The sequence below is a fragment of the Providencia alcalifaciens genome, assembly GCF_020271745.1.
GTDB classification, from domain to species: domain Bacteria; phylum Pseudomonadota; class Gammaproteobacteria; order Enterobacterales; family Enterobacteriaceae; genus Providencia; species Providencia alcalifaciens_B.
The window spans coordinates 3,747,833-3,765,177 of record NZ_CP084296.1 but is presented as its reverse complement, the minus strand read 5'-3'; the positions used below and the strand labels follow the sequence as shown (position 1 = coordinate 3,765,177).

The 17,345-nt window shown below is 40.1% G+C and carries 26 protein-coding genes; 15 read left to right on the top strand and 11 right to left on the bottom strand.

Features of this window, described 5'->3' with window-relative positions:
• Positions 1-47 precede the first annotated feature (47 nt).
• The 9 genes from LDO51_RS17505 to LDO51_RS17465 all read right to left on the bottom strand — a co-directional run bounded on the left by LDO51_RS17505 (position 48) and on the right by LDO51_RS17465 (position 6,540).
• Entirely contained in the window at positions 48-455 is a 408-nt protein-coding gene (locus tag LDO51_RS17505) for a hypothetical protein (RefSeq protein WP_225575576.1), read from the bottom strand.
• Between the two features lie 7 nt (positions 456-462).
• Complete coding sequence (locus LDO51_RS19840; protein ID WP_225575575.1) at positions 463-651, bottom strand: YebW family protein; 189 nt, start codon at positions 649-651, stop codon at positions 463-465.
• 196 nt (positions 652-847) lie between these two features.
• Entirely contained in the window at positions 848-1,027 is a 180-nt protein-coding gene (locus tag LDO51_RS17495) for a hypothetical protein (RefSeq protein ID WP_225575574.1), read from the bottom strand.
• A 44-nt stretch (positions 1,028-1,071) separates the two neighbouring features.
• Positions 1,072-1,572: a siphovirus Gp157 family protein gene (locus LDO51_RS17490; protein WP_225575573.1), complete on the bottom strand. Its 501-nt coding sequence runs from the start codon at positions 1,570-1,572 to the stop codon at positions 1,072-1,074.
• Complete coding sequence (locus LDO51_RS17485; RefSeq protein WP_225575572.1) at positions 1,572-3,569, bottom strand: hypothetical protein; 1,998 nt, start codon at positions 3,567-3,569, stop codon at positions 1,572-1,574. Before LDO51_RS17485 ends, LDO51_RS17490 begins: the two co-directional genes overlap by 1 nt.
• A gap of 12 nt (positions 3,570-3,581) precedes the next feature.
• Entirely contained in the window at positions 3,582-3,914 is a 333-nt protein-coding gene (locus LDO51_RS17480; RefSeq protein WP_225575571.1) for a hypothetical protein, read from the bottom strand.
• A 123-nt stretch (positions 3,915-4,037) separates the two neighbouring features.
• Positions 4,038-4,187: a hypothetical protein gene (locus LDO51_RS17475; protein ID WP_225575570.1), complete on the bottom strand. Its 150-nt coding sequence runs from the start codon at positions 4,185-4,187 to the stop codon at positions 4,038-4,040.
• A 493-nt stretch (positions 4,188-4,680) separates the two neighbouring features.
• On the bottom strand, positions 4,681-5,838 hold the full coding sequence (locus tag LDO51_RS17470) for a type I restriction endonuclease (RefSeq protein WP_225575569.1): 1,158 nt from the start codon (positions 5,836-5,838) through the stop codon (positions 4,681-4,683).
• Positions 5,839-5,847: 9 nt separating this feature from the next.
• Positions 5,848-6,540, bottom strand: a complete 693-nt coding sequence (locus tag LDO51_RS17465; protein ID WP_225575568.1) for an XRE family transcriptional regulator — start codon at positions 6,538-6,540, stop codon at positions 5,848-5,850.
• Positions 6,541-6,646: 106 nt separating this feature from the next.
• Between LDO51_RS17465 and LDO51_RS17460 the strand changes: the two genes are divergently transcribed.
• The 11 genes from LDO51_RS17460 to LDO51_RS17410 all read left to right on the top strand — a co-directional run bounded on the left by LDO51_RS17460 (position 6,647) and on the right by LDO51_RS17410 (position 12,830).
• Positions 6,647-6,856, top strand: coding sequence for a helix-turn-helix domain-containing protein (locus tag LDO51_RS17460; protein ID WP_039855066.1), 210 nt, complete (start codon positions 6,647-6,649; stop codon positions 6,854-6,856).
• 109 nt (positions 6,857-6,965) lie between these two features.
• On the top strand, positions 6,966-7,421 hold the full coding sequence (locus LDO51_RS17455; protein WP_225575567.1) for a toxin YdaT family protein: 456 nt from the start codon (positions 6,966-6,968) through the stop codon (positions 7,419-7,421).
• Positions 7,422-7,438: 17 nt separating this feature from the next.
• Complete coding sequence (locus LDO51_RS17450) at positions 7,439-7,663, top strand: hypothetical protein (RefSeq protein WP_225575566.1); 225 nt, start codon at positions 7,439-7,441, stop codon at positions 7,661-7,663.
• 1 nt (position 7,664) lies between these two features.
• The gene (locus LDO51_RS17445; protein ID WP_423810946.1) at positions 7,665-8,609 is read left to right on the top strand and encodes a replication protein; all 945 of its coding nucleotides are present in this window, start codon (positions 7,665-7,667) and stop codon (positions 8,607-8,609) included.
• Positions 8,599-10,017 (top strand): replicative DNA helicase, encoded by a 1,419-nt coding sequence (locus LDO51_RS17440; RefSeq protein ID WP_225575565.1) that lies wholly within the window; start codon positions 8,599-8,601, stop codon positions 10,015-10,017. Before LDO51_RS17445 ends, LDO51_RS17440 begins: the two co-directional genes overlap by 11 nt.
• 227 nt (positions 10,018-10,244) lie before the next feature.
• On the top strand, positions 10,245-10,475 hold the full coding sequence (locus tag LDO51_RS17435) for a hypothetical protein (protein ID WP_225575564.1): 231 nt from the start codon (positions 10,245-10,247) through the stop codon (positions 10,473-10,475).
• Positions 10,472-10,813, top strand: coding sequence for a hypothetical protein (locus LDO51_RS17430; protein ID WP_225575563.1), 342 nt, complete (start codon positions 10,472-10,474; stop codon positions 10,811-10,813). Before LDO51_RS17435 ends, LDO51_RS17430 begins: the two co-directional genes overlap by 4 nt.
• 162 nt (positions 10,814-10,975) lie before the next feature.
• Positions 10,976-11,314 (top strand): hypothetical protein, encoded by a 339-nt coding sequence (locus LDO51_RS17425; RefSeq protein WP_225575562.1) that lies wholly within the window; start codon positions 10,976-10,978, stop codon positions 11,312-11,314.
• 78 nt (positions 11,315-11,392) lie between these two features.
• Positions 11,393-11,986: a DUF1367 family protein gene (locus tag LDO51_RS17420; RefSeq protein ID WP_225575561.1), complete on the top strand. Its 594-nt coding sequence runs from the start codon at positions 11,393-11,395 to the stop codon at positions 11,984-11,986.
• An 11-nt stretch (positions 11,987-11,997) separates the two neighbouring features.
• The gene (locus LDO51_RS17415) at positions 11,998-12,309 is read left to right on the top strand and encodes a Ref family recombination enhancement nuclease (protein WP_225575560.1); all 312 of its coding nucleotides are present in this window, start codon (positions 11,998-12,000) and stop codon (positions 12,307-12,309) included.
• Entirely contained in the window at positions 12,297-12,830 is a 534-nt protein-coding gene (locus LDO51_RS17410; RefSeq protein ID WP_225575559.1) for an antiterminator Q family protein, read from the top strand. The genes LDO51_RS17415 and LDO51_RS17410 overlap by 13 nt, the downstream gene beginning before the upstream one ends.
• A gap of 74 nt (positions 12,831-12,904) precedes the next feature.
• Here LDO51_RS17410 and LDO51_RS17405 read toward each other — a convergent pair whose 3' ends face one another.
• Positions 12,905-13,324, bottom strand: a complete 420-nt coding sequence (locus LDO51_RS17405; protein WP_225575558.1) for a hypothetical protein — start codon at positions 13,322-13,324, stop codon at positions 12,905-12,907.
• A 28-nt stretch (positions 13,325-13,352) separates the two neighbouring features.
• A protein-coding gene (locus LDO51_RS17400) for an IS3 family transposase (RefSeq protein WP_225574958.1) occupies positions 13,353-14,581 on the bottom strand; the annotation gives its coding sequence in 2 pieces (ribosomal slippage) (positions 13,353-14,266 and positions 14,266-14,581; 1,230 coding nt in all).
• A gap of 386 nt (positions 14,582-14,967) precedes the next feature.
• Between LDO51_RS17400 and LDO51_RS17395 the strand changes: the two genes are divergently transcribed.
• From LDO51_RS17395 to lysC, 4 genes are all read left to right on the top strand, one after another.
• A complete protein-coding gene (locus LDO51_RS17395; RefSeq protein ID WP_225575557.1) occupies positions 14,968-15,381 on the top strand; it encodes a putative holin in 414 nt (137 codons plus the stop codon).
• On the top strand, positions 15,381-15,749 hold the full coding sequence (locus LDO51_RS17390) for a hypothetical protein (RefSeq protein WP_225575556.1): 369 nt from the start codon (positions 15,381-15,383) through the stop codon (positions 15,747-15,749). Before LDO51_RS17395 ends, LDO51_RS17390 begins: the two co-directional genes overlap by 1 nt.
• Complete coding sequence (locus LDO51_RS17385; protein WP_225575555.1) at positions 15,746-16,102, top strand: D-Ala-D-Ala carboxypeptidase family metallohydrolase; 357 nt, start codon at positions 15,746-15,748, stop codon at positions 16,100-16,102. The genes LDO51_RS17390 and LDO51_RS17385 overlap by 4 nt, the downstream gene beginning before the upstream one ends.
• Before the next feature lie 219 nt (positions 16,103-16,321).
• Positions 16,322-16,627 carry an Rz1-like lysis system protein LysC gene (gene lysC / locus LDO51_RS17380; protein WP_196232789.1) on the top strand — a complete coding sequence of 102 codons (306 nt, stop codon included), beginning with the start codon at positions 16,322-16,324 and terminating at the stop codon, positions 16,625-16,627.
• Positions 16,628-17,345 lie beyond the last annotated feature (718 nt).

Sequence of the window (17,345 nt, the reverse complement as noted above, 5' to 3'; positions counted from 1 at the left end):
AATAAACCACCATGTTAATTATTACTAAAGAACAAAACTGATTATGCTTAATCAATTTTTGTAAAAGAGAGTAGGGCCGAAATATGAGTTCTTGCTGCTTCTTCGTTTAGGTGGATTAACCCTCGCGCAAGCCAGCCATATACTTCCAGACTGGAGCCTGTCCATATATGGGGACACGCACCATATTCAAGGCTAACAACCCAATATTTCTGACCAGCATCAAGAGGTTTCCGTACTGGCTCAGGAACATCGTAATCTCCTATTTTTATAGTGCTAGGTTTCGGGCTGAATCGGTAGACGTCATCAGGGTAAAATACCGCTGCAGAATGAAACTGATGCCATTCAAAAACACGACCCCTTGTTAATCTGATTTCAAAGTGTTTCCACCACTCTTTATCTGTCTTTGCTATTTCTGCTGCTTTGGCCATTAAGTCTGCATGTGGGTGACCTGACATAATTCCCTCACTTACCAGTCTTAAAAGAATCAACCGAAATAATTTCATCAATTGGATAGCATTCAGATAAGATACCTTTTTGAGTTAAGGTAGCTTTATCCATTAAACAATTTTGTTCGTCAGGGTAGGTATAACCGTAAGGTTTATACAGGCAATCAGCACCACTGCAAATCAGTAAAAACAAAGCATACATCATGATTTGCTCCCTTTGGATTGAGGCTCTTTTACTGGCTCAATCTTGATATTTTTAGGTAAATCATAAACGACATAACAACGGTCATTTGTCGTTATAAACCCTACAGAACCGTCAGGCATGGTCAATTTTACGGTTGGTCTCTGGTTACTATGAAAATGTCTTAGCATTGGTCTTGCCTCGTTTGTGACATGTCACGCTAGTGAATAATTACCGTTGATGCTGGGTAGCCTAGTTGCAGTAAAACGGCTTTTTTTACCATTGATAGCGTATGTTCTTCTTGAGTTGTCACATGTTCAGTTGTATCAGTGGACCACTCAACACTGCATTTATTGCTGGTTTCATCATGAGTAATGATGACTTCTAATTTCATGTCCATAAAAATATCTCCTGATATGCGCCCATTACTGGGCGCTAAAGTATTTAACGAACCATCAATGAACGATCGCCAATTTCTAAGTGAGCACCGGGTACATCAGTGCCATTTTCAATTGCTTCTTTGATTTTCTTTTTATCTGGTGCGGTAATAATCTGAACATCAACTAATGCATCCGGTAGAGCTGCTTCGTTATCGATGATCACCCGCACAATACCGGCGCGAGCCGTGAAAGTATTTTTAGTTGTTTTTAACTTGTCCAATCCCGATGTTAACAAGCAATCTAACGCGTATTTTTTCAGGTTTTTGACTTGGTTTTCGAATGATTTTTTACGGTCAGTCAAACGTTTAGATTCTTCATCTAATGTTTTTGCTTGCCCTTCTAAATTACGAGCGTAGAGCATGATTGCGTCAAGTTTATCGCCTAATTCACCTTCAATACCTTGAAGTGTGTCAGCGATATCTTCGGCAGTAAACTCGCCATTTTCGACGAGTAATTGTAATTTGCTGTAGTCAGCAGCCATTGCAATAGCGGTTGTCTTGGTCATTAGATTGCCTCTTCTTTTTGTTCCAGTTGGATTAAACGCTTATCTTTAATTTCTTGTAATCGACGTAAGCGACCACGTAAGTATTTTTCAACTTCTTGGTCTCTACGTTCTTTGGCTGATTTGATATGAATGTTAATTTCGCGAATAATTGAATTGGAAATACCTTCTAGCTCACTTTTAGTAACGGCGTTTTCCATTGCTTTAGCGTTATTGGTTAGCTTATCGTCTAACTCTTTTTTAATGCGAGCCATCTCATCGGCATCATCTACTGCCGCTTTAATATCATATTCAAGTTTACTTGCTGCTACATATTCTGGGTTGTCATACATCCCCATAAAAATATCGGAACTAAAACCTAGCATTGATAGTGCTTTCTTTATTGCATCGGTAAGTGATTTTTTAAAAACCTCTTCATCTGAGTTAAGTCCACTCTTTCTCTTATCTCTATAAACTGTAGCACCGTAACTTTCAAATTCACCGCGCATCCCATCTGGTGTTAGATACCAAAATTTGATTTTGACTGAATGATTTAATTCGAAAATTAATTTTCCGTCATTATCTCTAAGATATCTCACTCCAACCTGTTCTTTTTTATCATTAAAAACAGATTCGAATAATGGGTTTCCATCAACCATTTTATCTTCTAGTATTTCATATCCCCAACCTTGTCCAATAGGGCCAAATGTTTCAGTGGCGCGCATGAACATATAGTAGGAGCCAATTCCAGTCTTGTTATAACTTGAATTTGGTATAGGATTCGTGAATCTAGGGTCTGTGCGTTGTACGCTTTTCCAGATTTTAGTGTTAGTGCAGCCATCTTTAAGAAGTCCATCTAAGATGTCCGCACGTTGTTCAAAATCATCAGACTCAACGATAACTTGTTCAGTAATTACTGGTGCTTGTTCCACTTCGATAACAATCGAATCTGGTTCTTTTTCAGTTTTTGCCGGCGCGTCCTTTTTCTTGGTTGTACGCTTTTGTTTTTCTTGCTTTATGGTTTCTTCCGGCGCTCCATCATTAGCAGGTTTAGTACCTAAGTTATCAACTGAAAAACGACCATTACCCAAGGATGTTACTTTTGGATTTTCGGTACCAAGTTTTGCATCAATAAACGCTTTACGGGCATTAGCATCATCAAATAGCTCTGGTTTCACTCTTGCTTCGGTCACTAGTGAAAAGATACTTTCGCGAGGGATATCGAGAACGCTAGGGAGTGCGCGCAAGTCCATTGATAAACGTTTCCATGCTTTATCTTCAGCTGCCATTAATTCTTTAGCTTTACGGATATCAGCACTACGGATAGCGTCAAAATCAACATCACCAATTAATGCGAGGGCAACCTCCATATCAAGCGTGGCGTAGTCACGTTTGAGAATTGGCTCATCGTTTTCACTTTTTGTTGCGGATGTCACTTCCTGCTTAGGTTCTTCTTTCAAATAACTTTCACCGAGGGCGGTAGCATCTTCAATGGTGATTTCATCATCCGCGAACTCAGAAACGGCTTGTGCAATTTCGATAGTTTGTTCTGCATCCATCGTGCATACAGCACTGATTTTAGCCAGCCCTTTACCGATATTACGGATTTTTGGCTGATCGCTACCTTCGTGCACGAATTTGATGGCTTGGCTATATTCCGCATCTGTAAACTGAGTTTTGCCATATAGCAGGGTTGCAGCAATACGGACCATCGGCGCTAATTTATTAAAGTCTTTATAAACGATAGGCTGCCAGCTAGTGCCGTTAAATTCATTTTGAGAAGCAAATACTTCATCAAACTCACCGATAGCAGGGCGAGGGGAGCCCATAGCATCTTCACAAACGATAGGTTCGTCAGTGTTGAAATTATCCATGGCTTCCGGATAAGATTCTGAAAGCTTGATCATTGCTGATGCGCTAGCTAGCTTTTCGTTAGTTGCATTTAAAGCGATAGTTAATGGTACTGCTCCATTGGAGCGAGCCTCGGTCGTTGGCTCAAATACACAAATAAAAGTTTTCATTGGTCTTGCCTCTTAATAAGGGATTTCTTCGTCGATTTTAGAAATTGGCTTGCCTTCTAAACAAAGCAGCATCTGGATCTGATCTTCCAGTAAGCTGGATTTCACCTGCGCATCAGCCAGTATTTTGTTTTGTTCTGCGCGTAAGGACTCAATCTCAGCATTCACTAACTGTTCAGTACTTAGCTCTTGAAATGGAATTTCAACGGTATGCTCAGATACAACAAAACCTAAACCTGACTCCATATCGTATTTGAATGGAAGTGGTCGGTATCGATATGAACCGTCGAATTGCTTTTGTGCATGAATGTAAAGGGTGACACTTAGGGTTTTAGGTTGTGCTTTCATAGCAGCTCCTTTAAAATAACTGTGATCAGTGATTTATCATTGGTCTTGCCTCTTCTAGCGTTTGGTCGCGCTAGTAGAACTCTCGGTTAGCTTTGGTCGGCGACCCGAGGTAAAGGAACCCACTCAGGTGGGTTTTTTTACGCCTTCATCAAACTCAAGAGTTACAACCTTACTGTCGCCACAGCAGTGGTATACGGCTTCAGGAAATAGCTTACAAAAAGCTAAAACAGCAGCTAATTTAATGTTTTTCATTTCATTTTTACCTACATACATAATATGTCTCCTGTCATTTATGATAATGCCCGTCTTTCCGAGCTGTCAGGTCTTGCCTTGTAGCTTTGGTCGGTAACTAATTAAATTCCCTGGTACTGCAAAAATTCACTGTTATGTCGTGGTAATCATGGTCAGTCGCTATGAGTGCGACGGTTCTCCTACGCCATAACAGCAAAACTAAATTTGGTTTGAACACCTATCAAAACACTTGCTGTGAGGTCTTGTTTGTTTCGATGTTTGTAATATACAAGATAAATTGTATTAAAGTAAATGGAAAAACTTGTTTAAATTTGTATTTTTGTTTATTTATTTGTAGTTGGTTGTTTTTATGAGGATATTTATTTTGTTTAATTTTGTGGAAAAGAGGTGGGGATCACATCAATGTATGCAGAAATGGTTTTTCCATTGAATGAGGTGTGAATAGAGAAACAGAGGATAGGAGGAAACAAAAAGCCCTTACGTTAAGCAAGGGCAGAAAGGTATTACACAATAATTATTCACTAGCTGATTTTTTTCTGAAGTTTTCATCGTTTTTTACATATTCAAACGAATCAAGAATGATACCTGTTATTCTTAATATATCTTCAGGGGATTGAATTGTGATGCGGTTATTTGTTAACTCTAAACCTGCGCGCTTTATTTCATTACCTAATAGGTCAGTAATCTCTATCGGAACCATGAGATAAGCACTATTTTTCTTATCGTAGAATCTAACTATCCAACGATTAACTTTACCTTGATATAGGATACCAAAGTAAGACTCAGTATCTTTATATTCAATTTCATTACACCCGGTGATCTGTTTTATTTTTTCAAATAAAGTTAATTCATTAGTGGTGGTAATAATGTTTGGATTATCAGGATCAATAATATCTTTTAATTCATTAGACTCTTGAGTTTCCTCTGTTGCTGTTTCTACGGGCTCTTCGCCATAAGTAAACTTACCAGATAAGCCTGAAACTACCATTGCACTGACAGAACGTTCAACAGCTTGCTTGACTAGAGGGGTTATAGAATCGATAAAGCGCTGATTTAATTGTCTTTCAACATTCGAGCGGCTAGCAACATAGCGAACAAACTCACTATCAACATCTCTTAGACTTGAACTAATAGTTTTAGTGAAAGCAGATAGATATACGCTCTCTTCAGCTAGAGTTCTTAATGCTTCAGGTTTGAATTTATCGTGTCTAAAGCGAAATAATTGACCTGCATCTGAATCACTAATTTCATCCATTCTAATGCGTAAGAATGGAGTTGGATCCATAACGTTTTTTTGTTTCAAATCAGTAAAGAAACGCCATTCCAATCCATTAGTTATAGCTGATATAGTGACTTCAGGTGTGGAATTGAAATATCTAGAAAGTTGAGGGCAATGGTTATCTAATTTTTCAAAATAACATTTGGCTTCAATGAACATAACGGGAACATCTTGGCAAAAGAGCGCATAGTCAACACGCTCATTTGCTTTTACACCAGGGAAATCAGCGCCGTATTCTGCCTTAACTTTTTGTGGGTCATAAGGGCTAAAGCCGAGGATATCGAGAAAAGGCAGTATTAACGCCTGTTTTGTGGTTTCCTCTGTTGAGCAGTGTTGCCCAACCTGTTTTACATGGTCCACATGATTTTTAAGCTTTAACTTGAAATTTTCCATAGAGTTACCTTAGTAATCAAGAACAGAATACCAAAACATTCTGCCGATAATCGTCACGCTGTCTTCATCAGCTTCTTCATCTTCATATTCATCACGGTTATAACTGCGAATAATTAGTTTTCCACCTGGTCTTCTATATAACATTTTTAAGCGTTTTAGACCGTCTTGGTCTATAGCGTAGACTTTACCATCAATTATTTTTTTATTTGCCATGTCAATTGCTACAGCTGCATTGCTAGGTATTACTGGTTCCATGCTATCCCCATTTGCAGGAAAACATGCAATAGTTGACCCATCAGTAGGTGCGCCAATTCGACGTAGTGTTGACTTAGAAAATCTCAATTTAAAGCCGTTATAATCAATATCAATACAGCTGCCATTACCACAGGCAAACTCTATATCTTTGTAGAAAGGAACTTCAACCTCATCAGATTCTAATGGGGTTTTACTATCCCATGACTTAATATTTCCCCACTCATTTTCCGGAGGGAGTGAGTCATTGTTGTTTTCTCTTCCTGTGACAAGCCAATCAACTGAGCAAGATAATGCTTTTGCTAATTCAGGTAAAAATCTAGGGCGCTTAGTTTTTCCGCTTTCTAGTTGTTCTATCGATTGCTGGGTAGTTCCAACGGTTTCAGCTAACTCTGCCTGAGTCAGATTGAGAAGAATTCTTTTATTTTTAACTCGTTCAGAAATCGACATATAACCCCCTAAAAAATACAAGAAGATGATTACAAGAAAACCTGTAATTGACAAACAAGTTAGTTTGTTTTTAAATACAAGAAACTTTGTTAAAAAGGAGACGCAAATGAATACGCTTTCAGAAAGAGTTAAGAGTCGCCGAGTTGAACTCAATTTAACTCAGTCAGAACTTGCAGATATGGTTGGATTGAAGCAGCAATCTATCCAGCAAATTGAATCAGGACTTATAAAAAAACCTAGATTTATTATTGAGATCGCAAGTGCTTTAAAGTGCGAACCATCATGGTTAATCAGCGGTAGTAAGAATGTTGCCTAAAATCATGTTGTTATTTTAAACATATGCAGCTCACTGTTTATTAGTGTATTTGATTAAAAAATAAAAACTGATTCTTAATAATCAATTTTGCGACAGGAGACGCGAGTAGATGAATTTTGATATCGATATTGTCCGTTCTGAAATTGAGGATTGGGCAGCGGAGCAAGGTCAAGAGCATGTCGCTATTGAGGTTAGCCGTGCTTATTTAGGCATTGTAAAAAACAGGTCACAAGGGCGTTTGCATGTGATTGAAGACGAATCGGGCAGGGCTGATTGGAAAGCGATTAATAATAACCGGCAACAGATATTTCGTTGGTTGCGTGGTGATTCCCCCGCATCTATCAGAAAAATAGTTGAGTTAATGCCGGCAATAGAAATTGCATTACCAGCATCGAGATTAGCTCGCGTTCGTGGTGATACAAAAAATTACCTAGCTTCAATTGCAATACAGCGATTTGCTGAGGCAATTAGCGAAATTTTATTAGAGGGTCGTGACATGTCACACCATATTAATAATGCAGTCATTGCGTTAAATGCGATACCACGTCAGACCAGCGTGCATTAATTCAAGAGGCAAGACCAATGCTAAGAACAATTGAGAAGATAACCTATCGCAATGGTTTTTTGTTAAACGGAGAACCAGCGGATAGAGAGAAAATCGAAGACGTTTTCGAGGGTAGAAGAGTTGCTGCGCTAAGCGTATGGGAACAGTACGAACAACAAAAACAAAAGCTGCTTTCAAAGAAACTCACGCCGGAACAGTACCAGAACGCCTGCCGTGATATTGCACGCGCACTGGGGGTTTAAAGTGAATAATTTATTAATGACAGAAACCGTTAATCAAATAGGGCGCATGAACATAACTGGTAATGTGATCCCTGCGAACTGGTGGCATCACATCAAAATGCCAAGTGGCAAGCCTGATAATATTGGGATCATATTGCTTTCAGAAATTATTTACTGGTACCGACCAGCAGAAATTCGGGACGAGTTTACTGGTGAACTTCAAGGGTGGCGCAAGCGGTTTCAAAGCGATAAGTTGCAACGTAGCTATCAATCATTTGCGGATCAATTTGGTTTTACAAAGCGGGAAGTTACCGAAGCGATAAAACGGTTGAAGGCAAAAGGTGTTATTACGCTTGAATTTCGCACCATAAATACAGTAAGTGGACTGTGCAACAATGTGGTATTTCTTGAGCCAGTTGTTGAATGTATTCAGGAAATAACAAACTCTATCCCATTGATTAATAATCAAACAAAAAAAGAACCTGTTTCTGTAACAGGTATCACTTCTAAACGTGATAGGGGGTACGTTGAAACGGGACAGCCCCCACATACAGAAGTGACAGCCCCCACTTCTAAACGTGAGACAAATACAGAGATTACTACAGAGACTACTACAGAGATTATTGATGGTACGTCAGGTGAACCTGACGACAACAAACCCTCACCAAAAATTAAATTGCATTATGAAAAAATTATCGATTCATATCACGAAATTTTACCAGATATGCCAGCTGTCAAAGTTCTGACTGATGAGCGTAAGCGAAAACTGAAAAGCTTCTGGGTTAAATTTAAATTTAATCAGGAACGCTGGGTAAATTATTTATCGTACATTGGGAGCCACTGTCGGTGGATGATGGAAGATCGTGACAATGGGCGTGGTGGCACATGGCGCCGTAAGAATTTGGATTACTTGATCACTGAGCGTTGCTACGTTGCAGTCAAGGAGGAACGTGCCAATGACAAATAATTTATTTGTTCCACCAAGCAGCCTTGAAGCTGAACAAGCTGTACTGGGTGGGTTAATGATCAGCACCGATGAAGACAAGCGACAGCATGTAATTTCTTTGGTTAAGCCTGAGTCGTTTTATCAATGGTCACATAATCGGATATTTGCTGAGATTGTGAGATTGATTAAAACCAATCAGCCAACTGACGTGATTACTGTGAGTGACTCATTGAATGCGAATGGTGATTTAGACAACGTTGGCGGTTTTGCATATGTGGCTGAGCTTTGTCGGATACCTTCAGCCGCTAACATAGTTAATTATGCTCGCATTGTGCGTGACAAAGCGGTCCAGCGATATGCCATTAATAACCTAAATACTTGCGTAGAAATGTTAATGACAAATGATGGCATGGACATCAGCGATAAGCTTGGAAGCGTCCAGCAAGTAGTTTCTAGCATCATCGAGCATGCCAAAAATGGGAAGCGAAAAGGTTTAAGATCTGCCCGTGATGTTGTTGGTGATTGGATTAGTGAGGTTGAACGTCGTTTTGATGATCCTCAGAATGCGGTTGGTTTTACTTTAGGGATAGAATCACTTGATAGCATAATGGCACCCAAACAAGCGCTACGAGGTTCTTTAGTCGTCGTTGGTGCCAGACCTAAAATGGGTAAAACTGCATTCTACAATCGTGTAGCGACTCATTTTGCGCTAAATCATCGACTACCCACGCTGTTGTTTAGTCTGGAAATGACAGACAGAGGGATCATTGAACGGATGATCGCCCAAGAGGGAGGAGTATCTTCAGATATTTTTTACACTGGCGCACATGATGAAATGGAAATGGCTCGAGCACTGGCTAGAGCTGAAGAAATTGCAGAGTCGAATATGTACATCGACAGCACTCCGGGCGTTGATCTGAACCACATTATTTCAGAATGCCGCAAAATAAAACGAATCAAAGGGCAGGTAGGGTTAATTGCCGTCGATTATTTAACCTTAATTAAGGCGGGCAATGCAGAGCGCCGTGATATTGCCTATGGCGACATTACAACCGGCTTAAAAAACTTAGCTAAAGAAATGGACTGTGTGGTGCTGCTTCTTACCCAGTTAAACCGAAAGCTGGAAGAGAGAGCTGATAAACGACCTACCGCCGCAGATAGTCGCGATACAGGTCAGATAGAGCAAGACTGTGATGTATGGATTGGCTTATACCGCGATGCGGTCTATAACAAAAATGCAGACAGTTCACTAATGGAGATTATTTTACGTTTAAACCGTGACGGTAATACAGGCACAGCTTATGGGCAACTGGTAGATTCATACATCAAAAATATCAGCCAAGGTGAAGCTGAGCGATTGGCGATGAAGGGGCAAGTAAATAGCCGCTCATATGTCAAAAAAGGGCAACAAGAACTACAAGAGTTTTAAGTGATTATTTCGGCTCGACCAAGCCATTGAATTGTAATTAGAGGCAAGACCATGACAGTTAAAGACCCAATCACCGGCGAGTCACTCGTCCGGAGCAATCACCCCATATTACTTGATGATGGTTTGGATCATACACCATGCCACATTGAGCGTATTCAATCAGCTGCGCGAGCAAGAACTAGGGCGCCATATCAGCAAATTTTAAAACCACAAAAGCCGAGGTAGTTATGTCAGGTAAATATTTACCTGATGGACTTCCTCACAATCGTGCTTTATGGCCAGAAGAATATCGCGAACTGGAGCAACTTGATTTATTCGCTAGCCGGCTAATTCGGCAACTGAAACATCGAAAAATAAACAGAGAGCGAGTGCTGGTGGAAATTGAAAAAGCACCAGAGGTACATCGGGAATTTTTTAGAGATAGGTTAAATCATTGGCGTGAGGTGATGAAGGTATGAGTAAACAAATAGATCAATCAAGACAGCAATTTGAAAACTGGGTTAAAGATAATCATCCAGAAGCTAGTGAAATGGCTGAATATGCGATGTGGTTAGTGTGGAGAGCATCACGAGATAATTACCCTCAAGCATGGACTAAGTGCAAAGAACAGTTACCACCGCAAGATGTTGGTGTACTGCTTAAAACTCATGATTGTATGGTTGTTGGCTATCGTGATCGGCATGATGATTTTTATGAAAGTGCTCCGTATGTCAAAGAAGCATTTGGTGGAGGCATCGATCCTTTAATTGATGTTGATGTAATCGCATGGGCACACCTCCCAGAGGTGAATTTATGAACCAATATAGTGTTACTTATGGATGTTTTAATTTTATGGATATCAAGTGTTCACTCCATGAATTAGATGAATACGTCCAATCATCAGATAGCTTAATTGCTGTTATTGATGGAGACACACAGCGGGTAGTAATGATTGAATGTCACCCTAGAGGCAAGACCAATGACTAAATCAGCAGCAGAACGCAAAGCTGCACAACGCAAACGCCAACGTGAAGCTGGCTTTGTTATCCCACAGTGGCAAGTTGAATCTGAAGAACATGAAATGATTAAGCGTAATTGTGCATTGCGTAGACCAGGGCGTGAGCCATATGATGAAAGTGAATATATTCAGATGCTAATACGAAATGATAATACAAGACTTACGCGCGAAATTGCGGAATTATCCAACCGTTGCTGTGGTAAATGTGGTGAACGGTTACCAGTAAAGGAATGCTGTCTTGATGGTGATTCAGAGTGTTGGATAACACAGGGATGGCATGAACTGAAACTGGTTATATAACCATATTTACTGTATAATTTTCCTATTGGTCTGAACACCCAACCCTAAACACTTGCTGTGTCTACTGAGAGAAAAAGTATGGCACAGCATGGCTTTATCAAAATGTCTAACGATACTCTTGTACCTGCTAACCCAGCTGCGAGAGATTTTTTGCATTCAAAAATCAAGTGTGGTGATGTGCTTTATGCTGATTTTAAGAAGGCACGAAACCCACGATTCCACCGTAAATACTTCGCATTGCTTAACCTAGGATATGAATACTGGGAACCAACCGGCGGTACCATTTCGCCTGAAGAAAGAGAATTGGTTCGTGGTTACGTTAAATTCCTCGCTCACTACACCGATAATGATGATGCCCTCCAATCTGCCGCAGATGTTTATCTCGATGATATAGCACAGAAACGCGCTCGCAATATTTCAGCCGCTAAATCCTTTGATGCCTTTCGCTACTGGGTCGTTGAGCAATCTGGTCACTACGAAACCTTTGAAATGCCGGATGGCAGCTTGCGCCGCGTTGCTAAATCAATCAGCTTTGCCAAAATGGATGACTTAGCCTTTGGCGAACTCTATAAATCAACCCTCGATGTACTCTGGAACTTCATTCTGTTCCGTAAATTCCCCACACAAGAAGCAGCTGAAAATGCAGCTGGCCAGTTATTAGATTTTACCTAGAGGCAAGACCAATGACCAAATCAAAGACCAAAGAAGATAAACAGTGGCTATCAGATGTAGCAGAACTTGGCTGTATTTGCTGCCGAAATATGGGCTATGGAGCAAGCCCTGCGGAAATCCATCATGTAAGAACGGGGCAGGGAATGGCGCAGCGAGCTAGCCATAAAGATGTTTTACCGTTATGTCCACCTCATCACAGACCTAGTTACGATACTGGTTTTCATGCAGCGCCAAAAACATGGCAAGAAATTCACGGTACCGAAATCGAGTTATTAGAACAAACCAAAAGAGAAGTCATGGAGCTGCGAGCATGTCGAGTATAAAAAATATTTCTGATGGGCTTGTACTTGATGCTGAGCAAGAAGCTTGGTTGCAAGGTTGGCTATCCAAATTCGGCGCTTGGGTTTACAGCGGTAGATTAGAAAAACGGCAGAGTAGTATCATCGCTGAATTTATGGCAACAGTCGAAAGACGCGACTATCCAGAAAGGGAAATGTGTAATGACGATGACGGAATGTTAATTACCAAAGTAGTCGATAAAATTTATCATATAGACAGGGTCGCATTTACATTGCTGTTATTACGTTATGCTTTTGTGAGTTCTGATCGTGCTATCGCCCGTTATTATTATGGTATCTCTCAACCACGGCAAATGGTCCGTAGAAATCGAACAATTGAATATAGAAGACCCTCAATGTCTACATGCAGACGTGAATCGAAAGAAATCATTGCTTATGCGGAGTATTTAATATACCCACATCTCTATGATGCGTTTAAAATACGCGAAAATGAGTTGAAAAAGAAAAATAATAGCAAGAACGTGTTGACTTCTTTGAGCCAATGATCCACTATTTACGTATAAGTTGCCGTTTTAGTAACCGTGACGAATTAACCCAGCCAATGTGCTGGGTTTTTTGTTTATTTTTCAGAACGGTACTTCATTATTTTTTCAAGAATTTCGTGTTTTGTATCTTGCTCTATCCTATTTAAATACTCGTATTCTGTTTGCTCAGAAATACTCTCATTTATTGTAAAATAAGATTCGTTATTATCCTGCGCCATCTTACAATAGATAGAATGTAGATACGCTTTATTCGATGTGTTCAGATCTTTTCTGCATTTGTGATAGATAACTTCGAGAAGCTCCTGATTTGTTCCTGCGTTATACAGCTTAGATAAATTCTCATCAATACAAGCATCTGCGGAATCAAAAGATGTTTTAAATTCATTATAAATAGTATCGCAGTGAGATTTGTCTACGCCAGAAAATTCATTTTTATAACTACATCCACTAAGAGCAATAACTGCCCCTATGAAGTACAAAGCTTTTTTATTCATATGATTTCCTTAGTTATTGTATTTGACCCTATATTTCCAGACACTTTTTATCACTTATTGCATTATGGGTTCGACGCCGCAGGTACTCTCGCGGTGAACGATAACCCAGTGCACTGTGGGGATGCCATTCATTATAATGCTCGAAGGCTGCCGCAAGATTCTTCACTGCCGTTAATCCGTTCGGTTTTGACATGAGACTTATGTAGTCACGCTTCATGATTTTTACAAAGCTTTCTGCTATTCCATTACTTTGTGGACTCCGTACCGCCGTATGTCTCGGTGATAGGCCAATTTGTTTAGCGAACCTCCGTGTTTCATGGGCTCGATATGCTGAACCGTTGTCTGTCAACCACTCAACTGACTTTGAGGGTAACTCGTTACCGAAGCGATTCTCCACAGCGCCTAACATGACATCTTGCACGGTTTCACTGTCGAAGCCTCCCGTGCTAGCTGCCCAATGCAGGGCTTCGCGATCACAACAGTCTAAAGCGAACGTGACGCGCAGTTTTTCACCATTATCACATCGGAACTCAAAACCATCTGAACACCAACGTTGGTTGCTTTCATTCACCGATACTTTTCCTGTATGAGCACGCGTTGAGACTGGCATTGCAGGTTTACGTTCCAATAATAATGCGGATTGCTTCATGAGACGGTAAACGCGTTTGGCATTAATCATCGCGATACCTTCATTCTCAGATTGCCGACGAAGTATTGCCCAGACGCGGCGATAACCATACGTAGGCAGCTTATCAATGACATTATGTATACGAGCAAGCGCATCACTATCATCTTGACAGCATCTACCTCGCTTATCCTTCCAATCACTTTTTCGTTTCGCTAAAACGTATAACTGTGCTCGTGACACACGTAATGTTCGACTCACTAAACTTATTTTCCATCCTTGGGTAATAAGGGCGCGAGCGCTATCCACTTTTTTTCACGGCCATACTCGACAGCTTCTTTAAGAAGTTCATTTTCCATTGTTTTTTTGCCGAGTAAACGCTGTAGCTCTTTAATTTGCTTTATTGCTGAGGCTAGCTCAGAGGCAGGAACAACGTGTTCACCTGCTGTCACTGCAGTCAGGCTTCCTTCTTGATACTGTTTACGCCAAAGGAAAAGCTGGCTTGCTGCTATGCCATGTTGGCGGGCAACCATGGAAACACTCATACCCGACTCAAAGCTTTGCTGAACAATCGCCATTTTTTCTTGTGGGGAACGACGTTTTCTACGTTCAGGACCTAATATCTCGATCATGTTATCTCCAAGAACTAGTCTAAAAACTAGTATTAAGATTATCACTAATTTAAGTGATACCAACTGTCTGGAGATCTAAGGGGCCAGTCTAGTTATAATTCATAGGTATTTAAAGTCTTTATATTGAGATTGTCAAAAGAACAGGAATTATTAGTTTTTGGCTCGTCATTCATTGAGTAAATATAATACAGGCAATCGTCGGGAGAGGTCATGCGTATGGATAAATATAGCAATGCAGCCTACGGTAGTTCTGAGCCTACAGAATGTTTTTGATTTGAAATGATCAGATAAGGAAAAGCGCTGCCAGTCGCTCAACTGGCACTTATTCTAAGCTGCGCAATGCGTAGCTTTTTTATTATCTAAATTCCATAGAGAACAAATAATTTATGAGCACATCAATAGGGATAACCCTCGGTGCTGCTGGTGGCGGTGCTATGGGTGGGTTCCTTATTGGTGCCGACTATGGCGTCGTGCTAGGAGCTATTATCGGAGCATCAGCCTCAGTTATTGCATCCAGAGATAATAACCGGAGAAAGATACTTCATTTTATTTTAGCTCTTGGTGCGGGGATCCTTATCGCTAAAGAGGCTTCCGATGTTATTTCGCAGATATGGAGTTGGGATATTAGCCCCAAAATAATGGCAATTGTTATTTCGGCATTACTTATCCCTGTTCTCGTTCTTGCAGCAAATAGAGATAACCTCAAAAAATTATTTAGCCGTACATTTACCTCGATAGATAAAAACTTCAACAGTATCACGCAAGCCATTAAAGATTGGCGAAATAAAGGAGGTAGCTAATGAGTACCGTCCTTAATTACTTAAATAGTATTTCGCTATGGGTAGACAGTCACCCACTCGAAACTGTCGATGTTTTTCTTTTGCTGGCGTCTGCAATAACAGTGTTTCTTTGTCGGTATGCAAAACATAGTGACTCCATTGTTGGTACCGCGCTGTTTATTTGCTGGGTTTATCAAATATACGAAACCCTAGTTGGTGATCGTATTTCTGCACCATCAGATGTGCTTTTTGATGGCGTTATCTTCCTCATTATTTTCTCTGCTGGTGGCAACATTATGTCCATTGTCGTTATCAGCAAACTTATAGAAAAAGCTAAATCAATCGGGTTGCTGATGATGCGACCTTTTACTTCTAAGGTGAAGAAATGAAATTAAGTGAACATTTTGATAGCAATGAATTTGCATGTAAAGACGGGTGTGGATCAAAACAAGTTGAATCAAAGCTAATTGAGATTCTTGAAGGTGTTCGCGCCCATTTTGGCAAGCCGGTAGTGATTGTTAGCGGTCGTCGCTGTGCTAAGCACAACAGTAAAGTAGGTGGCGCTCCTAAATCTCAGCACTTATTAGGTACGGCGGCAGATATCAAGATTAAAGATGTGGCGCCGAAAATGGTCGCTGATTATCTTGAATCTCAGTTTCCTGACAGCTACGGCATTGGTCGCTACAAGACATTCACGCATATTGATGTGAGAGGATATAAAGCACGATGGGGCAGCAATTAAGCGTACTGACTAAAGTATTGATGGCTTCTTGCGCAATCTTGTTGTTCTGGCTTATCTGGGTTATGAATGACTTTGATAAGTTAAAGGCTGAATATGACAAAAAGTCTAACGAACTATCCGCAAGCCAGCTACTAAACAAAGTAACCCAATCCGCAATAACTCTTCACTATCAAGTTTCACTCAATAACATCAAAGCAAAGCAACTAGAGGACTCAGAACATGTCAAAGTTAAGACTGTTATCAAAACAGTGCTCAAAGACAATGAGTGCGCTAATACTGCTGTGCCCGATGATGTTGTTAGTGAGTTGCACAAGTACAAAAGAGGTATTGATTCCCGTTCAGCCAGTACCGATACCCCCGCACTTAACCGCTGACTGTGAACAGCCAAATATCCCTGAAAACGTGGATTGGGGTGATATGCCGCAACTACTCGTTGGTGCTATGAATTCAATAGCAAAGTGCAACCTCGACAAGAAAGCCATTCGAGATATTGAAGCGGCTAGAAGTAACTCAAAACCACATTAGAACTGACTGTTTACGTTAATACCAATCAGTAAATGCTCTTGCAAAAAAAAATAAATTTATGAAAGTAAGAGCGCTTAACAAGTAGATAGAGAACTTCAAAAAAATAGTCATTACGTCTGATGGTTTTTTATCTTGAGCAATAATGAATAAGATACAGACAAGGATAGGAAGAAATATGACTAAGAGAGTAATTGGATTGGTATACATATATTGATACTCCCTCTTATGCAATGAAAAATTAACCTATTAGTTAAGTATATTTTTAACAGGAAAGCAATGCGGGAAATTGAAGTTGATAGGTTAGGCGTCAAGAATGGAAACGGCTAGAGCGATGGCGTGCTCTGGTTTCTTATTCCGTAGCCACAAATAAACAACTACGGCAGCAACGAGCTTAATTAATAATTCAGTAATTCGTACCATGTAAATCTCCTAAGTTAAGGTTATCGATGGGGTTGGTTTCCCTATATGAGTACCTGTTTTAACTTGTTGATTTAATTTGGTATGTATTTTGCTTTAGCAATGCGTGAAATTTGACGCTAAAGAAATGCCCCGATATCTGGGGCAAAGTAGAGAATAATATTTCATGAATACAACGTCACTATACGTTAATCATTAATAGCAACAACCTTAAAAAGGTAGTAATCCTTAGCGGATGTTACAAATCTGAGCCTCGCTAAATGCGGGGATTTTTAATGACAAAAAAATAGCCTCCATAGGT